Annotated in this window: 16 protein-coding genes; 8 read left to right on the forward strand and 8 right to left on the reverse strand. The window is 59.9% G+C overall.

Annotated features, from left to right (window positions below):
* Positions 1 to 8: 8 nt before the first annotated feature.
* Positions 9 to 2,051, reverse strand: a complete 2,043-nt coding sequence (locus C8N42_RS01025) for a TonB-dependent receptor domain-containing protein (RefSeq protein WP_107814682.1) — start codon at positions 2,049 to 2,051, stop codon at positions 9 to 11.
* A 366-nt stretch (positions 2,052 to 2,417) separates the two neighbouring features.
* Between C8N42_RS01025 and C8N42_RS01030 the strand changes: the two genes are divergently transcribed.
* The gene (locus C8N42_RS01030) at positions 2,418 to 2,657 is read left to right on the forward strand and encodes a hypothetical protein (RefSeq protein WP_107815043.1); all 240 of its coding nucleotides are present in this window, start codon (positions 2,418 to 2,420) and stop codon (positions 2,655 to 2,657) included.
* 9 nt (positions 2,658 to 2,666) lie between these two features.
* On the opposite strand, the gene C8N42_RS01035 is transcribed toward C8N42_RS01030, so the two are convergent.
* A complete protein-coding gene (locus tag C8N42_RS01035) occupies positions 2,667 to 2,930 on the reverse strand; it encodes a DUF167 domain-containing protein (protein ID WP_107814683.1) in 264 nt (87 codons plus the stop codon).
* A gap of 147 nt (positions 2,931 to 3,077) precedes the next feature.
* Here C8N42_RS01035 and C8N42_RS01040 point away from each other — a divergent pair, with 147 nt between their 5' ends.
* Positions 3,078 to 3,656, forward strand: coding sequence for a nitroreductase family protein (locus C8N42_RS01040; RefSeq protein WP_107814684.1), 579 nt, complete (start codon positions 3,078 to 3,080; stop codon positions 3,654 to 3,656).
* Positions 3,656 to 4,369, forward strand: coding sequence for an EI24 domain-containing protein (locus tag C8N42_RS01045; protein ID WP_107814685.1), 714 nt, complete (start codon positions 3,656 to 3,658; stop codon positions 4,367 to 4,369). The genes C8N42_RS01040 and C8N42_RS01045 overlap by 1 nt, the downstream gene beginning before the upstream one ends.
* On the opposite strand, the gene C8N42_RS01050 is transcribed toward C8N42_RS01045, so the two are convergent.
* Positions 4,352 to 4,633, reverse strand: coding sequence for a DUF1467 family protein (locus C8N42_RS01050; protein WP_107814686.1), 282 nt, complete (start codon positions 4,631 to 4,633; stop codon positions 4,352 to 4,354). The two genes, C8N42_RS01045 and C8N42_RS01050, sit on opposite strands and share 18 nt — an antisense overlap.
* Positions 4,633 to 5,037, reverse strand: coding sequence for a methylmalonyl-CoA epimerase (mce, locus tag C8N42_RS01055; RefSeq protein ID WP_107814687.1), 405 nt, complete (start codon positions 5,035 to 5,037; stop codon positions 4,633 to 4,635). The genes C8N42_RS01050 and mce overlap by 1 nt, the downstream gene beginning before the upstream one ends.
* Before the next feature lie 168 nt (positions 5,038 to 5,205).
* Between mce and C8N42_RS01060 the strand changes: the two genes are divergently transcribed.
* Positions 5,206 to 5,925: a response regulator gene (locus C8N42_RS01060; RefSeq protein ID WP_107814688.1), complete on the forward strand. Its 720-nt coding sequence runs from the start codon at positions 5,206 to 5,208 to the stop codon at positions 5,923 to 5,925.
* 81 nt (positions 5,926 to 6,006) lie between these two features.
* Here the strand turns inward: C8N42_RS01060 and aspS are convergent, their stop codons facing one another.
* Positions 6,007 to 7,800 (reverse strand): aspartate--tRNA ligase, encoded by a 1,794-nt coding sequence (aspS, locus tag C8N42_RS01065; RefSeq protein WP_107814689.1) that lies wholly within the window; start codon positions 7,798 to 7,800, stop codon positions 6,007 to 6,009.
* A 227-nt stretch (positions 7,801 to 8,027) separates the two neighbouring features.
* On the opposite strand from aspS, the gene C8N42_RS01070 reads away from it, so the two are divergent.
* From C8N42_RS01070 to C8N42_RS01080, 3 genes are all read left to right on the forward strand, one after another.
* Complete coding sequence (locus tag C8N42_RS01070; RefSeq protein ID WP_107814690.1) at positions 8,028 to 9,302, forward strand: glycosyltransferase family 87 protein; 1,275 nt, start codon at positions 8,028 to 8,030, stop codon at positions 9,300 to 9,302.
* A 151-nt stretch (positions 9,303 to 9,453) separates the two neighbouring features.
* Entirely contained in the window at positions 9,454 to 12,813 is a 3,360-nt protein-coding gene (gene carB / locus C8N42_RS01075; RefSeq protein ID WP_107814691.1) for a carbamoyl-phosphate synthase large subunit, read from the forward strand.
* A gap of 345 nt (positions 12,814 to 13,158) precedes the next feature.
* Positions 13,159 to 14,466 (forward strand): DEAD/DEAH box helicase, encoded by a 1,308-nt coding sequence (locus C8N42_RS01080; protein WP_107814692.1) that lies wholly within the window; start codon positions 13,159 to 13,161, stop codon positions 14,464 to 14,466.
* 68 nt (positions 14,467 to 14,534) lie between these two features.
* Here the strand turns inward: C8N42_RS01080 and C8N42_RS01085 are convergent, their stop codons facing one another.
* Positions 14,535 to 14,993 carry a hypothetical protein gene (locus tag C8N42_RS01085; RefSeq protein WP_107814693.1) on the reverse strand — a complete coding sequence of 153 codons (459 nt, stop codon included), beginning with the start codon at positions 14,991 to 14,993 and terminating at the stop codon, positions 14,535 to 14,537.
* Between the two features lie 386 nt (positions 14,994 to 15,379).
* Between C8N42_RS01085 and C8N42_RS01090 the strand changes: the two genes are divergently transcribed.
* Positions 15,380 to 15,961 carry a thymidine kinase gene (locus tag C8N42_RS01090; RefSeq protein ID WP_107815044.1) on the forward strand — a complete coding sequence of 194 codons (582 nt, stop codon included), beginning with the start codon at positions 15,380 to 15,382 and terminating at the stop codon, positions 15,959 to 15,961.
* A 203-nt stretch (positions 15,962 to 16,164) separates the two neighbouring features.
* Here the strand turns inward: C8N42_RS01090 and C8N42_RS01095 are convergent, their stop codons facing one another.
* Both C8N42_RS01095 and proC read right to left on the reverse strand, forming a co-directional pair.
* Entirely contained in the window at positions 16,165 to 16,506 is a 342-nt protein-coding gene (locus tag C8N42_RS01095; RefSeq protein ID WP_107814694.1) for a tRNA-binding protein, read from the reverse strand.
* A complete protein-coding gene (proC, locus tag C8N42_RS01100) occupies positions 16,503 to 17,306 on the reverse strand; it encodes a pyrroline-5-carboxylate reductase (RefSeq protein WP_107814695.1) in 804 nt (267 codons plus the stop codon). Before proC ends, C8N42_RS01095 begins: the two co-directional genes overlap by 4 nt.
* Positions 17,307 to 17,323 lie beyond the last annotated feature (17 nt).

Here is a 17,323-nt window from a genome sequence, read left to right on the forward strand (position 1 = left end):
GGTGCGCCTCAGAACCGCGTGGTCAGACCCAGCTTGAACAACCGGCCATTCTCGCGATACGAGGTTTCGTCAGCCGGTTGCTCATCGAACAGGTTGTCGATCCCGACATTCAACCGCGTCGTGTCCGTCAGATCGTAAGCCATTGCCACATCGACAAGGAAATACGGATCCTTGTTCTGTCCGGCCGGCACCGCCCTGGCCTCCTCTGCGCTCAGTTCGTCTTCGGTAACATAGCCGATCTGCTTGCCGACATAGGTCACGTTGCCCGACAAGGTCAGACGATCATTCGCACTCCAGCTCGCCCCCGTGGTGATGTTCCATTTCGGAGTCGTCGCCATCGGGAAAGCGTGATCGAGGCTTTCGTATTTGAATTCCGATTTCGCCAGATAGGTGAACGAGCTGTTCCAGGTAAGGTTCTCACTCACGTCAAAGGTAAAACCACCTTCAATACCTGCGGTCTTCCCGCTTTCGATATTGGTCCGTTCGAAAATAGCGAACCCGCTATCAGCATCGGTCTCACCGGTTTTACGGGCCCCGATCATGTCCTGAATATCGTTGTAAAAGGCCGTCAGCTCCCAATTGAACGCCCCGCCCTGATAGTTCAGACCGATTTCGTAATTGTCCGAGGTCTCCGGTTCGATATCCGGGTTGCCATAGATGATGCACGGCCCCGGATACGGCTTACAGCCATTGCCCCGCGAGGCCATCCGGTAGTTCGGATTCAGGGCCCGCAGATCCGGAGCGACGAAGGCCTGCGCATATCCGGCCTTGAGCACCAGCCCGTTGCCAAAATCGTAGTTGGCATAGAGGCGCGGCGTGAAATGATCCCCGAAGTTCTCATGATTGTCATAGCGCAAACCAGCGGTCAGGGTCAGGGCATCGGTCACATCGAACCGGCCTTCGGCATAAAGCGCACCGGTCACCACGTCGCCTTCGATCAAAGCGCCATCGCGGTTCGTGGCGGGATCGCTCAACTCGTCTTTCGCAATGGTCCCACCGACGGTGTATCCGAAAGTCTTGCCGCCGAGCAGCGCCTCGGCACTGTAACGAGTCTCGAACGTGATGGTCTCATAGGTGATCGGATCGCCCCAGGACGGGTCGCTCCAGGAGGCGTTCGAACTGTCCTCATAGCGCAAGTAGCTGGACAGGGTGCCCGCCCCGAGATGCCATTCGTTCGTAATGGCATAGCTGTCACGGTCGATATTGTTGGTGGCGTGCCCGCCTTCGGAAGCGAGGTATTTCTCCTGCCCGGTGGTCGCCTCGAAACCCCATTCAAGCACCCCGTTCGGACGCCATGTCAGACGGGCGCCGATCTCGTTCGACGACGAGCCGTCCGATCCGTAAACGGAAGCCTCGGCGCCAGTATTGTCCAGATATGTAAAGGCATCCGGCGCATCGCGTTCGGACACCTTCCCCCAAAACTCCACATCGACCGTCTCACTCAGCGTACCGCTGACATAACCGGAAATCTGACGGTTGTCCCCGGTCGTGGAGGCTTCCCCGAAACCGAAATCCGTCGTGATCGAGCCAGACCAGTCCCCGGTGGGCTTCTTGGTGATGATATTGACGACACCGCCCATGGCATCGGAGCCATAAAGCGTGGACATCGGCCCGCGCACGACCTCGATCCGTTCAATGGCATCGAGAGGCACGACATTCAGGTCGCCCTGATAATGACGTGCAAAACTTTTTCCGGTGCTGATCCGTCTGCCATCCACCAAGATCAGCGTCCGGCTTGCTGAAATCCCCCGGAAAGACACTTGGGAAATGCCGTCATTGCCACGGGTCAGATTGAGACCCGGCACCTGACGCAGAAGATCGTTCACATCGCGCGCGCCTTCGGCAGCAATGGTCTCCTGGTCGATGACGGTCACGGAAGCGGGAGCATCCTGAACCGTGGTGGTGATGCCCGATGCGGTCGAAACGACAATCTCATCGAGTAGGATCGTATCTTCCTGCGCTGAGAGCGCGAAAGGCACGGTGGCGAAAGCGGCCGTACACAACAACAGCCTTCGGGACAGGGAGATGGTTTTAGGGGGGAGCAATAACATAAGCGTCTCCGGTAGATACGTTTGACAATGACAGACGACATCCGGGCGACCCGTTCGAGAACGCGTAAGTGTACCGCACATCCCCATCGCCGGAAGGAAACAGGCGATACAGAGCGGTACGGGAGCACAAACACAGGACAGAATTACGGACGCAACCACCTTCCGGTAGCTCTCTACCCGGATGTAAGCGGCTCGCGTTCAACTGGCTGTGCCAGCAGAAATCAGGCCCCTCACCGCAATGCAAGCCCCATTATCTGAGTTATTTTATCAACCATTCATCCGCCAAACGAAATGTGGCCGCAAAACCACAAAAGTCCTGTCGCCATCCCTCTTGCTTTTGTCCTGCGGCAGGTGCAGCATCGTGCCATGTTTACCATCGAACACGATTTCGACGCGACCATCGTCACCATTGTCGATGAGGGCGAAGCCCCTCTTCAGGAAGATGTCATCATCTCGGCCTTTGCGGAATGCGTGACCGTGGAACAGCACGATCCGCGCACCGACCGGGTGCATAAAGTGACGTTCTCGCTGCAACAGCTCCGGGATCTGGGGGCGGCCCTCGATCTTCCCGAGGGGGCGTATCGCCTCACACCCGTGGAGGAGTGAGACCTGCTCTCAGTCCACCCGGAACACCTTGTCCCGAGCGGTCTCGCCCCGCACCAGAACCAGCGCGCTTTTCGCCCGTCCCATGGCCTTCGCCAAGAGCTTGATCACGTCTTTCGTCGCCTTGCCGCCCTCCGGCACCGTGGTCACATAGACCCGCACCTGCCCCTCCTCGACCGTCACCGCATTGCGCGAGGCCTTCGGCGTCACACGCACCGCCAGATGCCCCTCCGTGACCGCCGCCTCAAGAGCCGTTTTCAATTCCGCTTTATCCATGCCTCCCTTTACCATGTGAGCGGTTGAATTCACCGGCAAAAATGACGACATGTTGGCTAAAGCGTTTTTATGTTCGGGGCCTTTTGCAACTTCTCCTTGCCGCAGAGGAATTGCAAAAGGCTTTGACCCGCAGATGAAAGGTCCCCCATGCCCGCTCCCAATCCCGCCGCGCTCGACTTCCTCCTCACCCGCCGCTCCCGCCCCGCCAAGACACTCACCGCCCCCGTGCCGGATCGCGAGGCGCTGATGCCAATCCTTACGGCGGCGGCGCGCACGCCGGATCATGGCAAACTCGAACCATGGCGTTTCATCGTGTTGGAGAAAGCGGCGCTCACACGCCTTTCCGAGATGATCAAACCTTTGGCGGAAAAGAACAAGATCGCCGAGGAGAAGATCGAAAAGACCTATCGTCAATATGCCGATGCCGATCTCGCCGTCGCCGTAGTTTTCTCCCCGAAAGAGAGCGACAAGGTGCCGGAAATCGAGCAACTCTATTCCGCAGGCGCAGTATGCCTTTCGCTCCTGAACGCCGCCCTCGCCGCCGGATGGGGCGCCAACTGGCTGTCGGGCTGGGCGTCGTTCGACCGGGAATTTTGCGAGAAGGGTCTCGGTCTCGCCTCACATGAGAGCATCGCGGGCCTCATTCACATCGGCAGCGAAACCATCGCCCCGCCGGAGCGCCCGCGCCCCGACCTTTCCACCATCGTCACATGGATGGATGCGTGATGCTCAGTGATTTCACAAAAGCCCTCGGCCAGCTTGGAGACAAGCGATTTCAATCGGTTCTGCTCAAGGGGATCGGCCTGACCGTCGCGCTTCTGGTGGCGATCTATCTGGTCTTCGTCTGGGTCATCGGCATGTTTGTCCCCGACACCTTCACCCTGCCGTTGGTCGGCGAAATCACATGGGTCGACAACGCGCTGTCCATTGGCTCGTTCTTTCTGATGATCGGACTGTCGGTCTTCCTGATGGTCCCCGTCGCCTCCGCCTTCACCGGTCTCTTCCTCGAAGAGGTCTCGGACGCGGTCGAGGATGTGCACTATCCCGGACTGCCCGAAGTGCCGCGCCAGTCGTTTTCCGACATGCTTCTGGATTCTCTGGGCTTTCTCGGCGTCATTTTCGCCGCCAACCTGATCGCTCTGGTGCTCTACCTGATCCTCAACATCGCCGCGCCCGTGATCTTCTGGGCGCTGAACGGCTTCCTGCTCGGACGCGAATATTTCCAGATGGTCGCCATGCGCAGGCTCGGGCGCGAAGGCGCGAAGGCCGCCCGCAAACGCCATATGCCGGAGATCTGGCTGGCGGGTGCGCTGATGGCGATCCCGCTGTCGATCCCGCTCGTGAACCTGCTCATTCCGGTGCTGGGCGCGGCCACCTTCACCCATATGTTCATGCGGCTGGAAGGCGGCGCGCTGCGCGGATCAACTGTCGGCCACTGAGGGCAGTTTTGCGGTCCAGTCGAGATCGTGCCAGCTCACCCAGCCCGACAGGATCACCACAACCAGCAGGGCCCAGATCACTGTGGCGACAATGGTCACCCAAAGCGCCTTGCGCTTCGGGTTGTAATTCGCGGGTGCCCCGTCATGGGTGCCCTCGACCTTCTCCCCCAGATCACCCTGTGTTTTCAACCCGATGGGAAGGGCGACGAGCATGGTCATGAACCATGTCACCGCATAAAGGACGATAGCCGAGGTGAGCGCCATCAGACCTGTTCCAGCTCGATCAGGCAGCCATTGAAATCTTTCGGATGCAGGAACAGCACCGGCTTGCCATGGGCGCCGATTTTCGGCTCCCCCGTCCCGAGAACGCGCGCGCCCTCTTCTTTCAACTTGTCGCGGGCGGCAAGGATGTCGTCCACCTCGTAACAGATGTGGTGAATACCCCCCGCCGGGTTCTTGTCGAGAAAGCCCTGGATCGGGGAGTTTTCGCCCAGCGGATAGAGCAATTCGATCTTGGTATTCGGCAGTTCGATGAACACAACGGTCACGCCATGGTCCGGCTCATCCTGCGGCGGGTTCACCTTCGCGCCGAGCGTGTTCGCATATTGCGCGGATGCGGCCTCAAGATCCGGCACGGCAATGGCGACGTGGTTGAGACGACCGATCATGTTTCTCTCCTCCAGATGGGTTGCTTGCCCGCTTATCGCCCGCACCGGGGGTTGCCGCAAGAGGGGCCGGCGCTGATTGCGCTCACATTGACGCAGGCGGCGCAGGGTTAACCGCTCATTCACCTCTTTCGCGCTTTAATCCGAGTCGCACTGGATGGAGCTCATGAAATGACCGACGATTTCGACAGCCTGATGGTCGCGCCGATGCCGACCGCCGCCCGCCCGCTTCTGGGCCTTACTGTGCTCGTGGTGGAGGACAGCCGTTTTGCCTCCGAGGCGATGCGCCTTCTGTGTCTGCGTTCGGGGGCACGCATCCGACGTGCCGACAGTCTGAGTGCCGCGCGCAAACATCTGCGGGTCTATCGCCCGAATGTGGTGATCGTCGACCTCGGCCTGCCGGACGGTTCCGGCGCGGACCTGATTGACGAGCTGTCCCATGCCCGTCCCCGTGTCGACGTTCTGCTCGGCATGTCCGGCGACAGCGGGGCCGAGGCGCTTTCGGTGGCCGCCGGTGCCGACGGGTTCATCGAGAAACCGATTTCCTCGCTCGGGACGTTTCAGGAATGCGTGCTCTCGTGCCTGCCCGGAGGGGTGCAGCCCGTTGGGCTTCATGCCGTCAGTTCTGACGAGATCACTCCAGATCCGATCGCGCTTCAGGACGATTTCGTGCATATTGCCGATCTTCTGACCACCAATGGCGGCGAAAACCTTTTGGATTACATCGCACAATTTCTGGGTGGCGTGGCGCGCACGGCGGGGGATACGGAGATGGAGATTGCGGCGAAGGCCCTCGCCTACCATCGTGAAAACGGCATGTCCTACGGCTCCGATGTTGCGCGCATTGCCGGACTGGTTCAGAGCCGGATCGAACCGCGCAAGGTGGTGTAATCCACCGAAACCCGAAGCTCCTCCCAACGAAAAAGGCGCGAAGATCGCTCTCCGCGCCTTTTGTTCTGTCCGTCCGAAGCGTTATTGCTCCGCCGGAATAACCCGCAGGTTCAGCTCACGGAGTTGTTCGTTGGTCGGCTCCGAGGGCGCGCCCATCATCAGGTCTTCGGCACGCTGGTTCATCGGGAAGAGCATCACTTCGCGGATGTTCTCCTGATCGGCAAGGATCATCACCGCGCGGTCGATGCCAAGCGCGCAACCGCCGTGCGGCGGGGCACCGTATTGAAAGGCGTTGACCATACCGCCAAAGCGTTTCTCGACCTCATCCTTGCCATAGCCCGCAAGCTCAAACGCCTTGAACATGATCTCCGGTTTATGGTTCCGGATCGCGCCGGACACAAGCTCGTAGCCGTTACAGGCCAAATCATACTGCCAGCCGAGCACCTTGAGCGGATCGCCTTCGAGAGCCTCCATCCCGCCCTGCGGCATGGAGAACGGGTTGTGCTCGAAGTCGATTTTTCCGGTCTCTTCGTCCTGCTCATAGATCGGAAAATCGACGATCCAGGCGAACATGAACTGATCACGCCAGTTTTCGTCCTCGGGCGCTTTCGGCGTCTCTTCCCAGATCACGGTCCGGGCCTTGCCAGCCACACGTTCGAAGGATTTGGGTTTCCCTCCCAGGAAGAAGGCCGCATCGCCCACTTCGAGACCCAGCTGCTGGCGGATCGCCTCCGTGCGCTCCGGGCCGATGTTTTTGGCGAGTGGCCCGGCGGCTTCCATCTGACCGTCGGTTTCGCGCCAGAAGATATACCCCATCCCCGGCAGGCCCTCTTGTTGGGCGAATTTGTTCATCCGGTCGCAGAATTTGCGCGAACCGCCTTTCGGAGCCGGAATGGCGCGGACCTCATTGCCCTCCTGCTCCAAGAGTTTCGCAAAGATCGCAAAACCGGAGCCGCGGAAATGCTCGGAAACGTCCTGCATCTTGATCGGGTTGCGAAGGTCCGGCTTGTCGGTGCCGTACCACAGCGCGGAATCGCGATAGGAGATCTGCGGCCAGTCGCGGTTCGCCTTGCGGCCCTTGCCGAAGCGGTCGAACATGTCGGCAATCACCGGCTCCATGACGTCGAAGATGTCCTGTTGCGTGACAAAGGACATTTCCATGTCGAGCTGATAGAAATCGGTCGGGCTACGGTCGGCGCGCGGGTCCTCATCGCGGAAGCACGGCGCGATCTGGAAATATTTGTCGAAACCCGACACCATCAGAAGCTGTTTGAACTGCTGCGGCGCCTGCGGCAGGGCGTAGAATTTACCCGGATGCAGACGGGACGGCACGAGAAAATCGCGCGCACCCTCGGGCGACGAGGCGGTGATAATCGGCGTCTGGAATTCGTTGAAACCTTTGGCCCACATGCGCTGGCGCAGATCGGCAACAACCTGAGAGCGCATCACCATGTTCTTCTGCATCTGCTCCCGGCGCAGGTCGAGGTAACGGTACTTGAGACGGGTCTCTTCCGGGTATTCCTGATCGCCGAACACCATCAACGGCAGCTCTTTTGCGGAACCCAACACTTCGAGATCGCGCACAAACACCTCGATCTCGCCCGTCGGGAGTTTCGGGTTCACCAGTTCCGGGTCACGCGCCTTCACCGTGCCGTCGATGCGGATACACCATTCGGAACGCACCTTTTCCAGCGCGGAAAACACCGGGCTGTCCGGGTCGCAAAGCACCTGCGTCATACCGTAATGGTCGCGCAGATCGACGAAGAGAATGCCGCCGTGATCCCGGATGCGATGCACCCAGCCGGACAGGCGCACGGTGTCGCCCACGTTGGATTGGTTCAGTTCGGCGCAGGTATGGCTGCGGTAGACGTGCATGATCAGGTCCCTTTGGTATCTTGGGCGGCATTTTGGGCGGTCGTAGTCGCTCGCGCTGATACACTCGCCTGAGAGCGGAAAGTCAAGCCTTGCTGGGGTAACGATCACTTCTGAGGGGGCAAGAAGACCCGCTTGCGCGACACGTTATAGTCGGGCAAGCTCGACATGAAGAGAAAAGGCTCTGAAAATCCATGCCTTTCCATGCAGTTACAAGTTAGGCCTTTTCCATGCATTTGAGCCCCGATCCTCAACGTGGTCTTGCCGAAGCCAATCACGACAAGATAGCGACGATTTTTGTGATTTTGATCGGATTTTTGTTCGTTTATTTTTTCGCAGCGATGTTCTGGAACCAATGGCAACCAGACCTTTCGGCACTCTACATGGCAGGCAAGAGCGTGGCCGCAGGCCATCCGGAAGCGATCTATGCCGCTCCTCCGAATTTTTTCACAGCGGGCACACCGACCGAATGGGTTCCATTGGCGAAACAAATTGGTCACGCGGATAAGGTGATCCTGCCCTACCTCTACCCACCAATCTGGGCGCATCTTATGGCGCCGCTGACAGAGGTGATGGCGCCCACGACGTTCTTCAACATTGTTCTTGTCCTTCAATTGGCGATGCTGGCGACAATGCCTTACCTCGGCTGGCAGATCGCTCGCCCCGAGGCGCCATCCCTGAGACAGTGGCCCCCTATCGGGACAATCATTTTGGCCGTGTCGGCCCCCGGCCTCGGGGCGATCATCCAAAACCAGCCCCAGATCACTGTGACTTTCCTCACCTTGCTGGGTGCTTTGGCCTCGCTCAGAGGGCGACCGGTCACCGCAGGATTGCTACTGGCCCTTGCCGCCGCGATCAAATTGCAACCCGCGCTTTTCGGACTGATCTTCCTGCTCAAGGGCAATTGGCGTGCGGCCATTGCAATGACCTTGGGCGGCATTCTCCTGCTGGCACTGTCACTTTTGATCAGCGGCCCCGAAGCACATTTCGCCATGCTCGCCCGCCTCAGCGAAATCAACGCCATGGTGGTATATACAAAGGTCAATTATTCGCTCGAAATCCTGCTCTACCAATTGCACCAACTGGCCACCGGAGGCGTGATCCCCGATGGTACCAATGTCGCAATTCCAATCCTCGACGCTCCGCAATGGATCGAACTTCTGCCAAAACTATGCCTGCTTGCAGGTGCGGGTTGGCTGGCACTCAAACGCCACGCGATGAGTGAACCTCAAATCTGGCTCGCTCTATCGCTCCTCATTGCAATGTTCGGCCCACTGTCCTGGGGGCATTACTTTGTTCTGGCATTGGCGCTTTTGCCTGTTCTATTCACACTGACGTCGCCGCCGGTGGCATGGTGTTGGGTTGCAGCCTTCGCCTTACTTTTCTCTTATCCGCTCTACTCCACGCTTCTGCCATACAACGTCCGTTTCATGGCAACGCTTCTGCCTCCGCTGGCCATGCTTTATCCTCTTACGCTTTTTGTTCTGCGCCCTTCACGCCCCTGAACATCTGCGTCTCCCTATCAAAACCGCATTTTCTTGGATCGAACCCGTATGGGGCTTGAACCTCGCGTTCGCATGACTATAACCCACGACAATTTGCGCGCGCCTTGCTAGACACGCGCCAAAGCTGCTCAACATATTGCCGGGGTCTGCCATGCCGAAGAGAACCGATATTTCCTCCATCATGATCATTGGTGCGGGGCCGATCATCATCGGGCAGGCCTGTGAGTTCGATTACTCCGGCGCTCAGGCCTGCAAGGCGCTGCGCGAAGAGGGCTACCGGGTCATCCTCGTCAACTCGAACCCGGCGACGATCATGACCGACCCGGATATGGCGGATGCGACCTATATAGAGCCGATCACGCCCGAGATTGTCGCCAAGATCATCGAGAAAGAACGCCCCGACGCGCTTTTGCCGACCATGGGCGGTCAGACTGGCCTCAATACCTCTCTGGCGCTTGCCGACATGGGCGTTCTAGATAAATTCAACGTCGAACTGATCGGCGCCAAGCGCGAGGCCATCGAGATGGCCGAGGACCGCAAACTGTTCCGCGAGGCGATGGATCGTCTCGGCATCGAGAACCCGAAGGCGGACATCGTTGCCGCCCCGAAACGCGAGAACGGCACCTATGATATTGCTGCGGGTATGAAAATCGCCATGGAGGCGCTGGAGCACATCGGTCTTCCGGCGATCATCCGTCCCGCCTTCACGCTCGGCGGCACCGGCGGTGGCGTGGCGTATAACCGCGACGACTATGAGAAAATCTGCCGCTCGGGTCTCGAAGCCTCCCCCGTCGCACAGATTCTCGTCGATGAAAGCCTTCTTGGGTGGAAGGAATTCGAGATGGAGGTGGTGCGCGACAAGGCGGACAACGCCATCATCGTTTGTTCCATCGAAAACGTGGACCCGATGGGTGTACACACCGGCGATTCCGTGACCGTCGCCCCGGCGCTGACGCTGACCGACAAAGAATACCAGATCATGCGGACCCACTCGATCAACGTGCTGCGCGAAATCGGCGTGGAAACCGGCGGCTCCAACGTGCAATGGGCGGTGAACCCTGCCGACGGGCGCATGGTCGTCATTGAAATGAACCCGCGCGTATCGCGCTCCTCGGCGCTGGCCTCCAAGGCGACGGGCTTTCCGATCGCCAAGATCGCCGCGAAACTCGCCGTGGGCTACACGCTCGATGAGCTGGACAATGACATCACCAAGGTGACACCCGCGTCCTTCGAGCCGACCATCGACTATGTCGTGACCAAGATCCCCCGCTTTGCCTTCGAGAAATTCCCCGGCGCAAAACCCGAACTCACCACCGCGATGAAATCCGTGGGCGAGGCGATGGCCATCGGCCGGACCTTCCACGAATCGATGCAGAAGGCTCTGGCCTCGATGGAGACGGGCCTCACGGGCTTTGACGAAATCGAACTTCCGGACATGCCGAAGCCCTCGCAGATCGTAGAGGCGGACGGAACTGAGGAGAGCCTGCCGCGCATTTTCCTTGGTGCCGACGCGGACGCCCAGCAGATGATCGACAAGAGTGTGACACGCGAACTGGCCAAGGCCACGCCGGATCGTCTTCGGGTGATCGCACAGGCCATGCGGTTCGGTTTCACCGACGAAGAGATCAACGAGATCAACAGCTTCGACCCGTGGTTCCTGGCCCGTATCCGCGAGATCATGGTTGCCGAATGCGAGATCAGGAAGGACGGCCTTCCGGTCACCGAAGAGGGCCTGCGCAAGCTCAAGATGATGGGCTTCTCGGACGCGCGTCTGGCCAAACTGACCGGCCGCGACGAGGCCAATGTGCGCCGTGCACGTCACAACCTTGGCGTCACCGCCGTGTTCAAACGCATCGACACCTGCGCCGCCGAATTCGAGGCGCAGACGCCCTATATGTACTCCACCTATGAAATGCCAATGATGGGCGAGGTGGAATGCGAGGCGCGCCCCTCCGAGCGCAAGAAAGTCGTCATCCTCGGCGGCGGTCCGAACCGGATCGGCCAAGGGATCGAGTTCGATTATTGCTGCTGTCACGCCTGTTTCTCGCTGACCGAACAGGGTTACGAGACGATCATGGTGAACTGCAACCCGGAGACCGTGTCCACCGACTACGACACCTCCGACCGTCTCTATTTCGAGCCGCTCACCTTCGAGCACGTCATGGAAATCCTGCGTGTCGAGCAGGAAAAAGGCACGCTGCATGGCGTGATCGTGCAGTTCGGCGGCCAGACCCCGCTGAAACTCGCCAATGCGCTGGAAGCCGAAGGCATTCCGATCCTCGGCACCACGCCGGATGCCATCGACCTTGCCGAGGACCGTGAACGCTTCCAGGACCTCGTCAACCGTCTCGACCTCAAGCAGCCGCACAACGGCATCGCACATTCCGACGACGAAGCCATTGAAATCGCATCCGACATCGGCTTCCCGCTGGTCATTCGCCCGTCCTACGTTCTGGGCGGTCGTGCGATGGAGATCGTGCGCGACATGGACGGCCTCAAGCGCTACATCCGCGACGCCGTTGTGGTGTCCGGCGACAGCCCGGTGCTTCTCGACAGCTACCTGTCGGGTGCGACCGAGGTGGACGTCGATGCGCTGTGCGATGGCGAGAAAGTCCATGTGGCCGGCATCATGCAGCACATCGAGGAAGCGGGCGTGCACTCCGGGGACAGCGCCTGTTCCCTGCCGCCCTACTCGCTCAAGCCCGAGATCATCGAAGAACTGAAACGCCAGACCGAGGCACTTGCCCTCGCCCTGAACGTCGTGGGCCTGATGAACGTGCAATATGCGGTGAAGGACGATGTGATCTACCTCATCGAGGTGAACCCACGCGCCTCCCGGACCGTGCCGTTCGTTGCGAAAGCGGTGAACAGCCCGATCGCCTCCATCGCCGCCCGTCTCATGGCCGGTGAAAAACTCGATCAGTTCGAACTGGTCGATCCGGCAAGCACCGGGCGCTATGCGGTCAAGGAAGCCGTGCTGCCCTTCGCCCGTTTCCCGGGTGTCGATACGATCCTCGGGCCGGAAATGCGCTCGACAGGTGAGGTCATGGGGGCCGACAAGAGCTTTGCCCGCGCCTTCCTCAAGTCGCAAATGGGCGCTGGCACCGATCTGCCGCGCTCGGGCAAGGTGTTCCTGTCGGTGAAAAACTACGACAAGAAACCGAAGATGGTCGAGGCGATGCAAACGCTTGTGGACCTCGGTTTCGAGATCGTCGCGACCCGTGGCACGGCCAAGTTCCTCAAGGAACAAGGCATTGCCAGCCAGGTCGTCAACAAGGTCTATGAGGGCCGCCCGAACATCGTCGACATGATGAAGGACGGCGAGATCGCGTTGGTACTGAACACGACGGAGGGCAATCAGGCGCTGGAAGACAGCCGCGAGATCCGCTCCGTCGCGCTCTACGACAAGATCCCGTACTTCACCACCGCCGCCGCCAGCCACGCCGCCGCCATGGCGATCAAGGCCCGGCTGGAAGGGGACATCGAAGTGCTGAGTTTGCAGGACGTTTGAAATCGCTCCGCACGACCGAACGAGACAGGCTCCGCTCACGCGGGGCCTCTATTCTTTTGCGAGTGCAGCAAATCTCTTGACTTCTCCCCCACTCTCCCTCATTTGGCATCCATCCGACACCCCATGCTGCCGCGTGAGCAGCCGCGCACAGACCGTTTCAGGCAGGCGCTTCAGGTGACGGATGACGGGCCGCATAGAGCGCCCACAGGTTCCCATATCACGCAGGGGTCCGGCGGAAAGACGGGGCGGGCATGTGGCCCTCTCCGGTGACCTTTTCCGCGACCAAACCGCGCCAGCCCGACGGGCGGCGTTTTCGCGTGTGGGTCTGCCCACCAAAGGACGTATATGACTGATTTTTCCATGCTCGGCCTCAAGCCGAAGCTGCTCGATGTCTTGAAAGAAATCAACATCGAGACCCCGACCCCCATTCAGGCCCGCGCCATTCCCGAAGTGATGAACGGGCGCGACGTAATGGGGCTGGCGCAGACCGGCACGGGCAAGACGCTCGCTTTCGGCCTGCCGCTTTTGCACATGGCGTTTTCCGACGGTTCGAAACCGTCGCCGAAGACTGTGCGGGCACTGATCCTCGCCCCTACCCGCGAGTTGGTGAACCAGATCGCCGACGGGCTCTTTCCTTTCATCAAGGGTTCGCACCTCAAGCTCAACCGCGTCGTCGGCGGTGTGTCGATCAACGCCCAGATCAACCGACTGGAGCGTGGCACCGACATTCTCGTCGCGACACCGGGTCGTCTCATCGACCTGATCGACCGCAAGGCCGTGCGGCTTGATGAAACCACCTTCCTCGTCTTGGACGAGGCCGACCAGATGCTCGACATGGGTTTCATCCATGCGCTCCGGAAACTGGTGCCGATGCTCGCGAAAGAGCGGCAGACCATGCTGTTCTCCGCCACGATGAACAAGGAAATGAACGAGATCGCCCAGAGCTATCTCACCTCCCCCGTGCGCATCGAGGTCTCGCCTCCGGGCAAGGCCGCCGACAAGATCGAGCAGGAGGTACATTTCATCCCGCAGCCGGAGAAATTCGAGCTGCTCAAGGAACTGCTCTGCGATCACTCCGACGAACTGGCATTGGTCTTTGCCCGAACCAAGCACGGGGCAGAGCGGCTGGCGAAAAACCTCGTCCGTGACGGGTTCGAGGCCGGGTCCATCCACGGCAACAAGTCGCAGGGCCAACGCGAACGCACGCTGGCGGCGGCGAAGAGCGGTCAGATCAAGGTGCTGGTCGCCACCGACGTGGCCGCACGCGGCATCGACATCCCGGCGGTGCGTCACGTCTACAACTTCGAATTGCCGAACGTGCCGGAAAACTTCGTCCACCGGATCGGGCGCACGGCGCGCGCGGGACGGGACGGCAAGGCGGTGGCTTTCTGTTCGCCGACCGAGCTGGACGAGTTTCGTGCCATCGAGAAGGTGATGAAGCTGCGCATTCCCGTAGCGACCAAGGCCTCTTGGGCCGCGGACGATCAGAAGGCGCAGCCGAAGCCCAAACCCCAAGGTCGCCGTGGCGGCGGGGCGCGTGGTGGCAAACCCGGTGGCACTTCTGGCGGTGGTCGCCCAAACAAACCCGGCGGGTCGAAAGGATCGGGGCGGCCCGCTGGCGGGCGCCCGCAGCGCCAAAGGTCGCGAGGATAACAGAAGATAAGGAAAGGCGGCCCCAAGAGCCGCCTTTTACGCTTTCTGGTCGCCGTCGATCCGGTGTCTCAGGTCGCTTCGTGCTCCAGATGCAGCTTCATGTTGATCAACACCTGTTGCAACTCAAGTGTTTCACGCAAAAGGCGTTTGGCCTCATTGATGGTGATGATCCCGTCCTCAATCGCATCGGAATATTCCGCCATCAACATGGCAAAACGCTGCGACAGGGCGACCACGTCGGCATTCACCCCACCCTGTTTCGGATTCTCATTACGGGCCGCATCGTAGGACAGCGCGATGCCTTTGAGCTCGGCCAGAGCTGAGGTGACATGCGGATAGCTCGCCGCAGCCTCAAGCTGGGCCACGGCATCGACGGGTATAAAGCGGTCTGAATGCTCCTCGGCAGTCGAATAATACCGCCCCAGCGTCGCCTTCGACTTACCCGTCAGCGCACAGGCGGCCTCCAATCCCACATCCTTGACCAAAGCCTCGGTGTGCTTTTTTAAATATGTTCCGGCTGCGTCCATAACCCGTGTCCCTAACCCTCAACGCCCCCAGATGGGGAATTCACTTTACCATTTCCCATTAAATTCCCGATTTTCGCATGACATACAAGAGCGTACCTGCCATCGCAGGAGCAGAACGAGTATCCGGTGCAACAGTACCGGGTCGGGTGGAAGTCGTTTCAGGGAAGAAAGTCTGGTTCTCAAGTGTACGTTTCCGGCTCCCTCATCCCCTAGCCCTTGCGGGCATCAGCCGGGTTCTTGTAATGAGTGTGCGCTTTTTTTCCGACTTCCACCCGTGCGCGTTTTCATGAACTGATGTCACGCTTGGCGTATTTTCCGACAGGTTTTCCTGAGCATAGCCGCAAGACCGCTTGATCCTCCCACCCCCGATCTGGCAGATGGTCGCCATGGCAAAGCTCTACTTTCAATATTCGACAATGAATGCGGGAAAATCCACGCTCCTGTTGCAAGCGTCCTACAACTATCGCGAACGTGGGATGGACACCTATCTCATCACCGCAAAGTTCGACAAACGTGCAGGAGAAGGTCGGATCGGCAGTCGGATCGGCATCGGAGCCGACGCGGACACGTTCGAAGAGGGTGAGGATCTTTTCTCCAAGATCGAGCGCCGTCTGGCCGAGGGCGACCTCGCCTGCATCTTCATCGACGAGGCCCAATTCCTCACCAAGGACCAGGTCTGGCAACTCGCCCGCGTGGTCGACGATCTGCGCGTGCCTGTCATGTGCTACGGGCTGCGGGTCGATTTTCAAGGCAATCTCTTCCCCGGTTCCGCAGCCCTTCTGGCACTGGCCGACGAGATGCGCGAGGTGCGCACGATCTGCCATTGCGGCAAAAAGGCCACGATGGTCGTGCGCATGTCGGAAAGCGGCATGGTGCTGACCGAGGGCGCGCAGGTCGAGATCGGCGGCAATGAGCGCTATGTGTCGCTTTGTCGCAAGCACTGGCGGGAGGCGGTCGGCGATTGCTGAGGTCCGTGTTTACCCCTTGGTAAAGACTGTGACAGAGATGAGCGTCAATTGTGACAGCGCGTTAAGCATTTGTCCGCGCTTTCTGACAGTCTCTTAAGCCCCCTGACCACGCATTAAGGTTAATCAGATTAAGGTTAATGCATAGTAGAGAGACCAGAGGCATAAAGCCTCCGCTCTGACATCGCCCCCCCCCTGCGAAAACCTCAGTGCAGCCGCCCGCCATTCGGCACCGCAAGGTCAGGACGCGCCAGAACCACGGCACCGCTCTCATCCGGGAAACCCAACACCAGCACCTCCGAGATGAAGCGCCCGATCTGACGCGGCGGAAAGTTCACCACCGTCATGACCTGTTGCCCAACGAGGGCCTCGGGACTGTAATGCACAGTGATCTGGGCGGAGGATTTCTTTTCACCGATCTCCGGGCCGAAGTCGATCCAGAGCTTGATCGCGGGCTTGCGCGCTTCCGGATAGGGTTCGGCGCGCAGGATGGTCCCCACGCGCACGTCCACTTTCAGGAAATCGTCGAAGCTGATTTCGTCACTCATGCCAGTTCCTCATCGCGTTTGATCGCCGCTTCCACCGCGCGCTCCATCAGTGCCGGGAAACCCGTCTCCTCATTCATGAGCACTTTCAGCGCCTCGGCGGTGACCCCGCCTGGAGAGGTCACATTGATGCGCAGTTGTGCCGGGGTTTCATCGGACATTTCCGCCAGTTGTCCGGCCCCGCCCACGGTCGCCCTGGCAAGCTGCATCGCCATCCCGGCGGGAAGCCCGGCCTTTTCTCCTGCAGCGGCCATCACCTCGATCAGGTGGAACACATAGGCCGGGCCACAGCCGGAAATCGCCGTCAGGGCGCGTATCTGAGCCTCATTTTCCAGACGCACCACCTGCCCGACGGCACGCAACAAGGTTTCAGCCAGATCGAGATCGGCATTCGATGCCTTGGCATTACCGATAATCCCGGTGATGCCCCGCCCGATGGCCGCCGGCGTGTTCGGCATGGCCCGAACGATGGGGGTCTCCGCCCCCAACATTCCCTCATAAGTGGCCAGCGTGATCCCCGCCGCCACCGACAGGAACAGCGTGGTGCCATTGCCCAGCGCCTGAAGCTTCGGCAGGGCATCGCCCATCATCTGCGGCTTGACCGCAACGAGAACGATGGCCGGGTTCTCCGGCAGATCGGTGTTGAGATGCACGCCGGTCGCTTGCAACCATTCCGACGGTTTTGGATCGAGCACGGTGACGGAACCGGGCGGCAATCCCCCGTCGAGCCAGCCTTTGAGCATGGCCGAGCCCATCTTGCCGCAGCCCAAAAGCACCAGTCCGCGCGCTTTCACATTCTCCATGATCCACTCCGTCATCA

This window comes from Celeribacter persicus, from assembly GCF_003050785.1.
Lineage (GTDB): Bacteria > Pseudomonadota > Alphaproteobacteria > Rhodobacterales > Rhodobacteraceae > Celeribacter > Celeribacter persicus.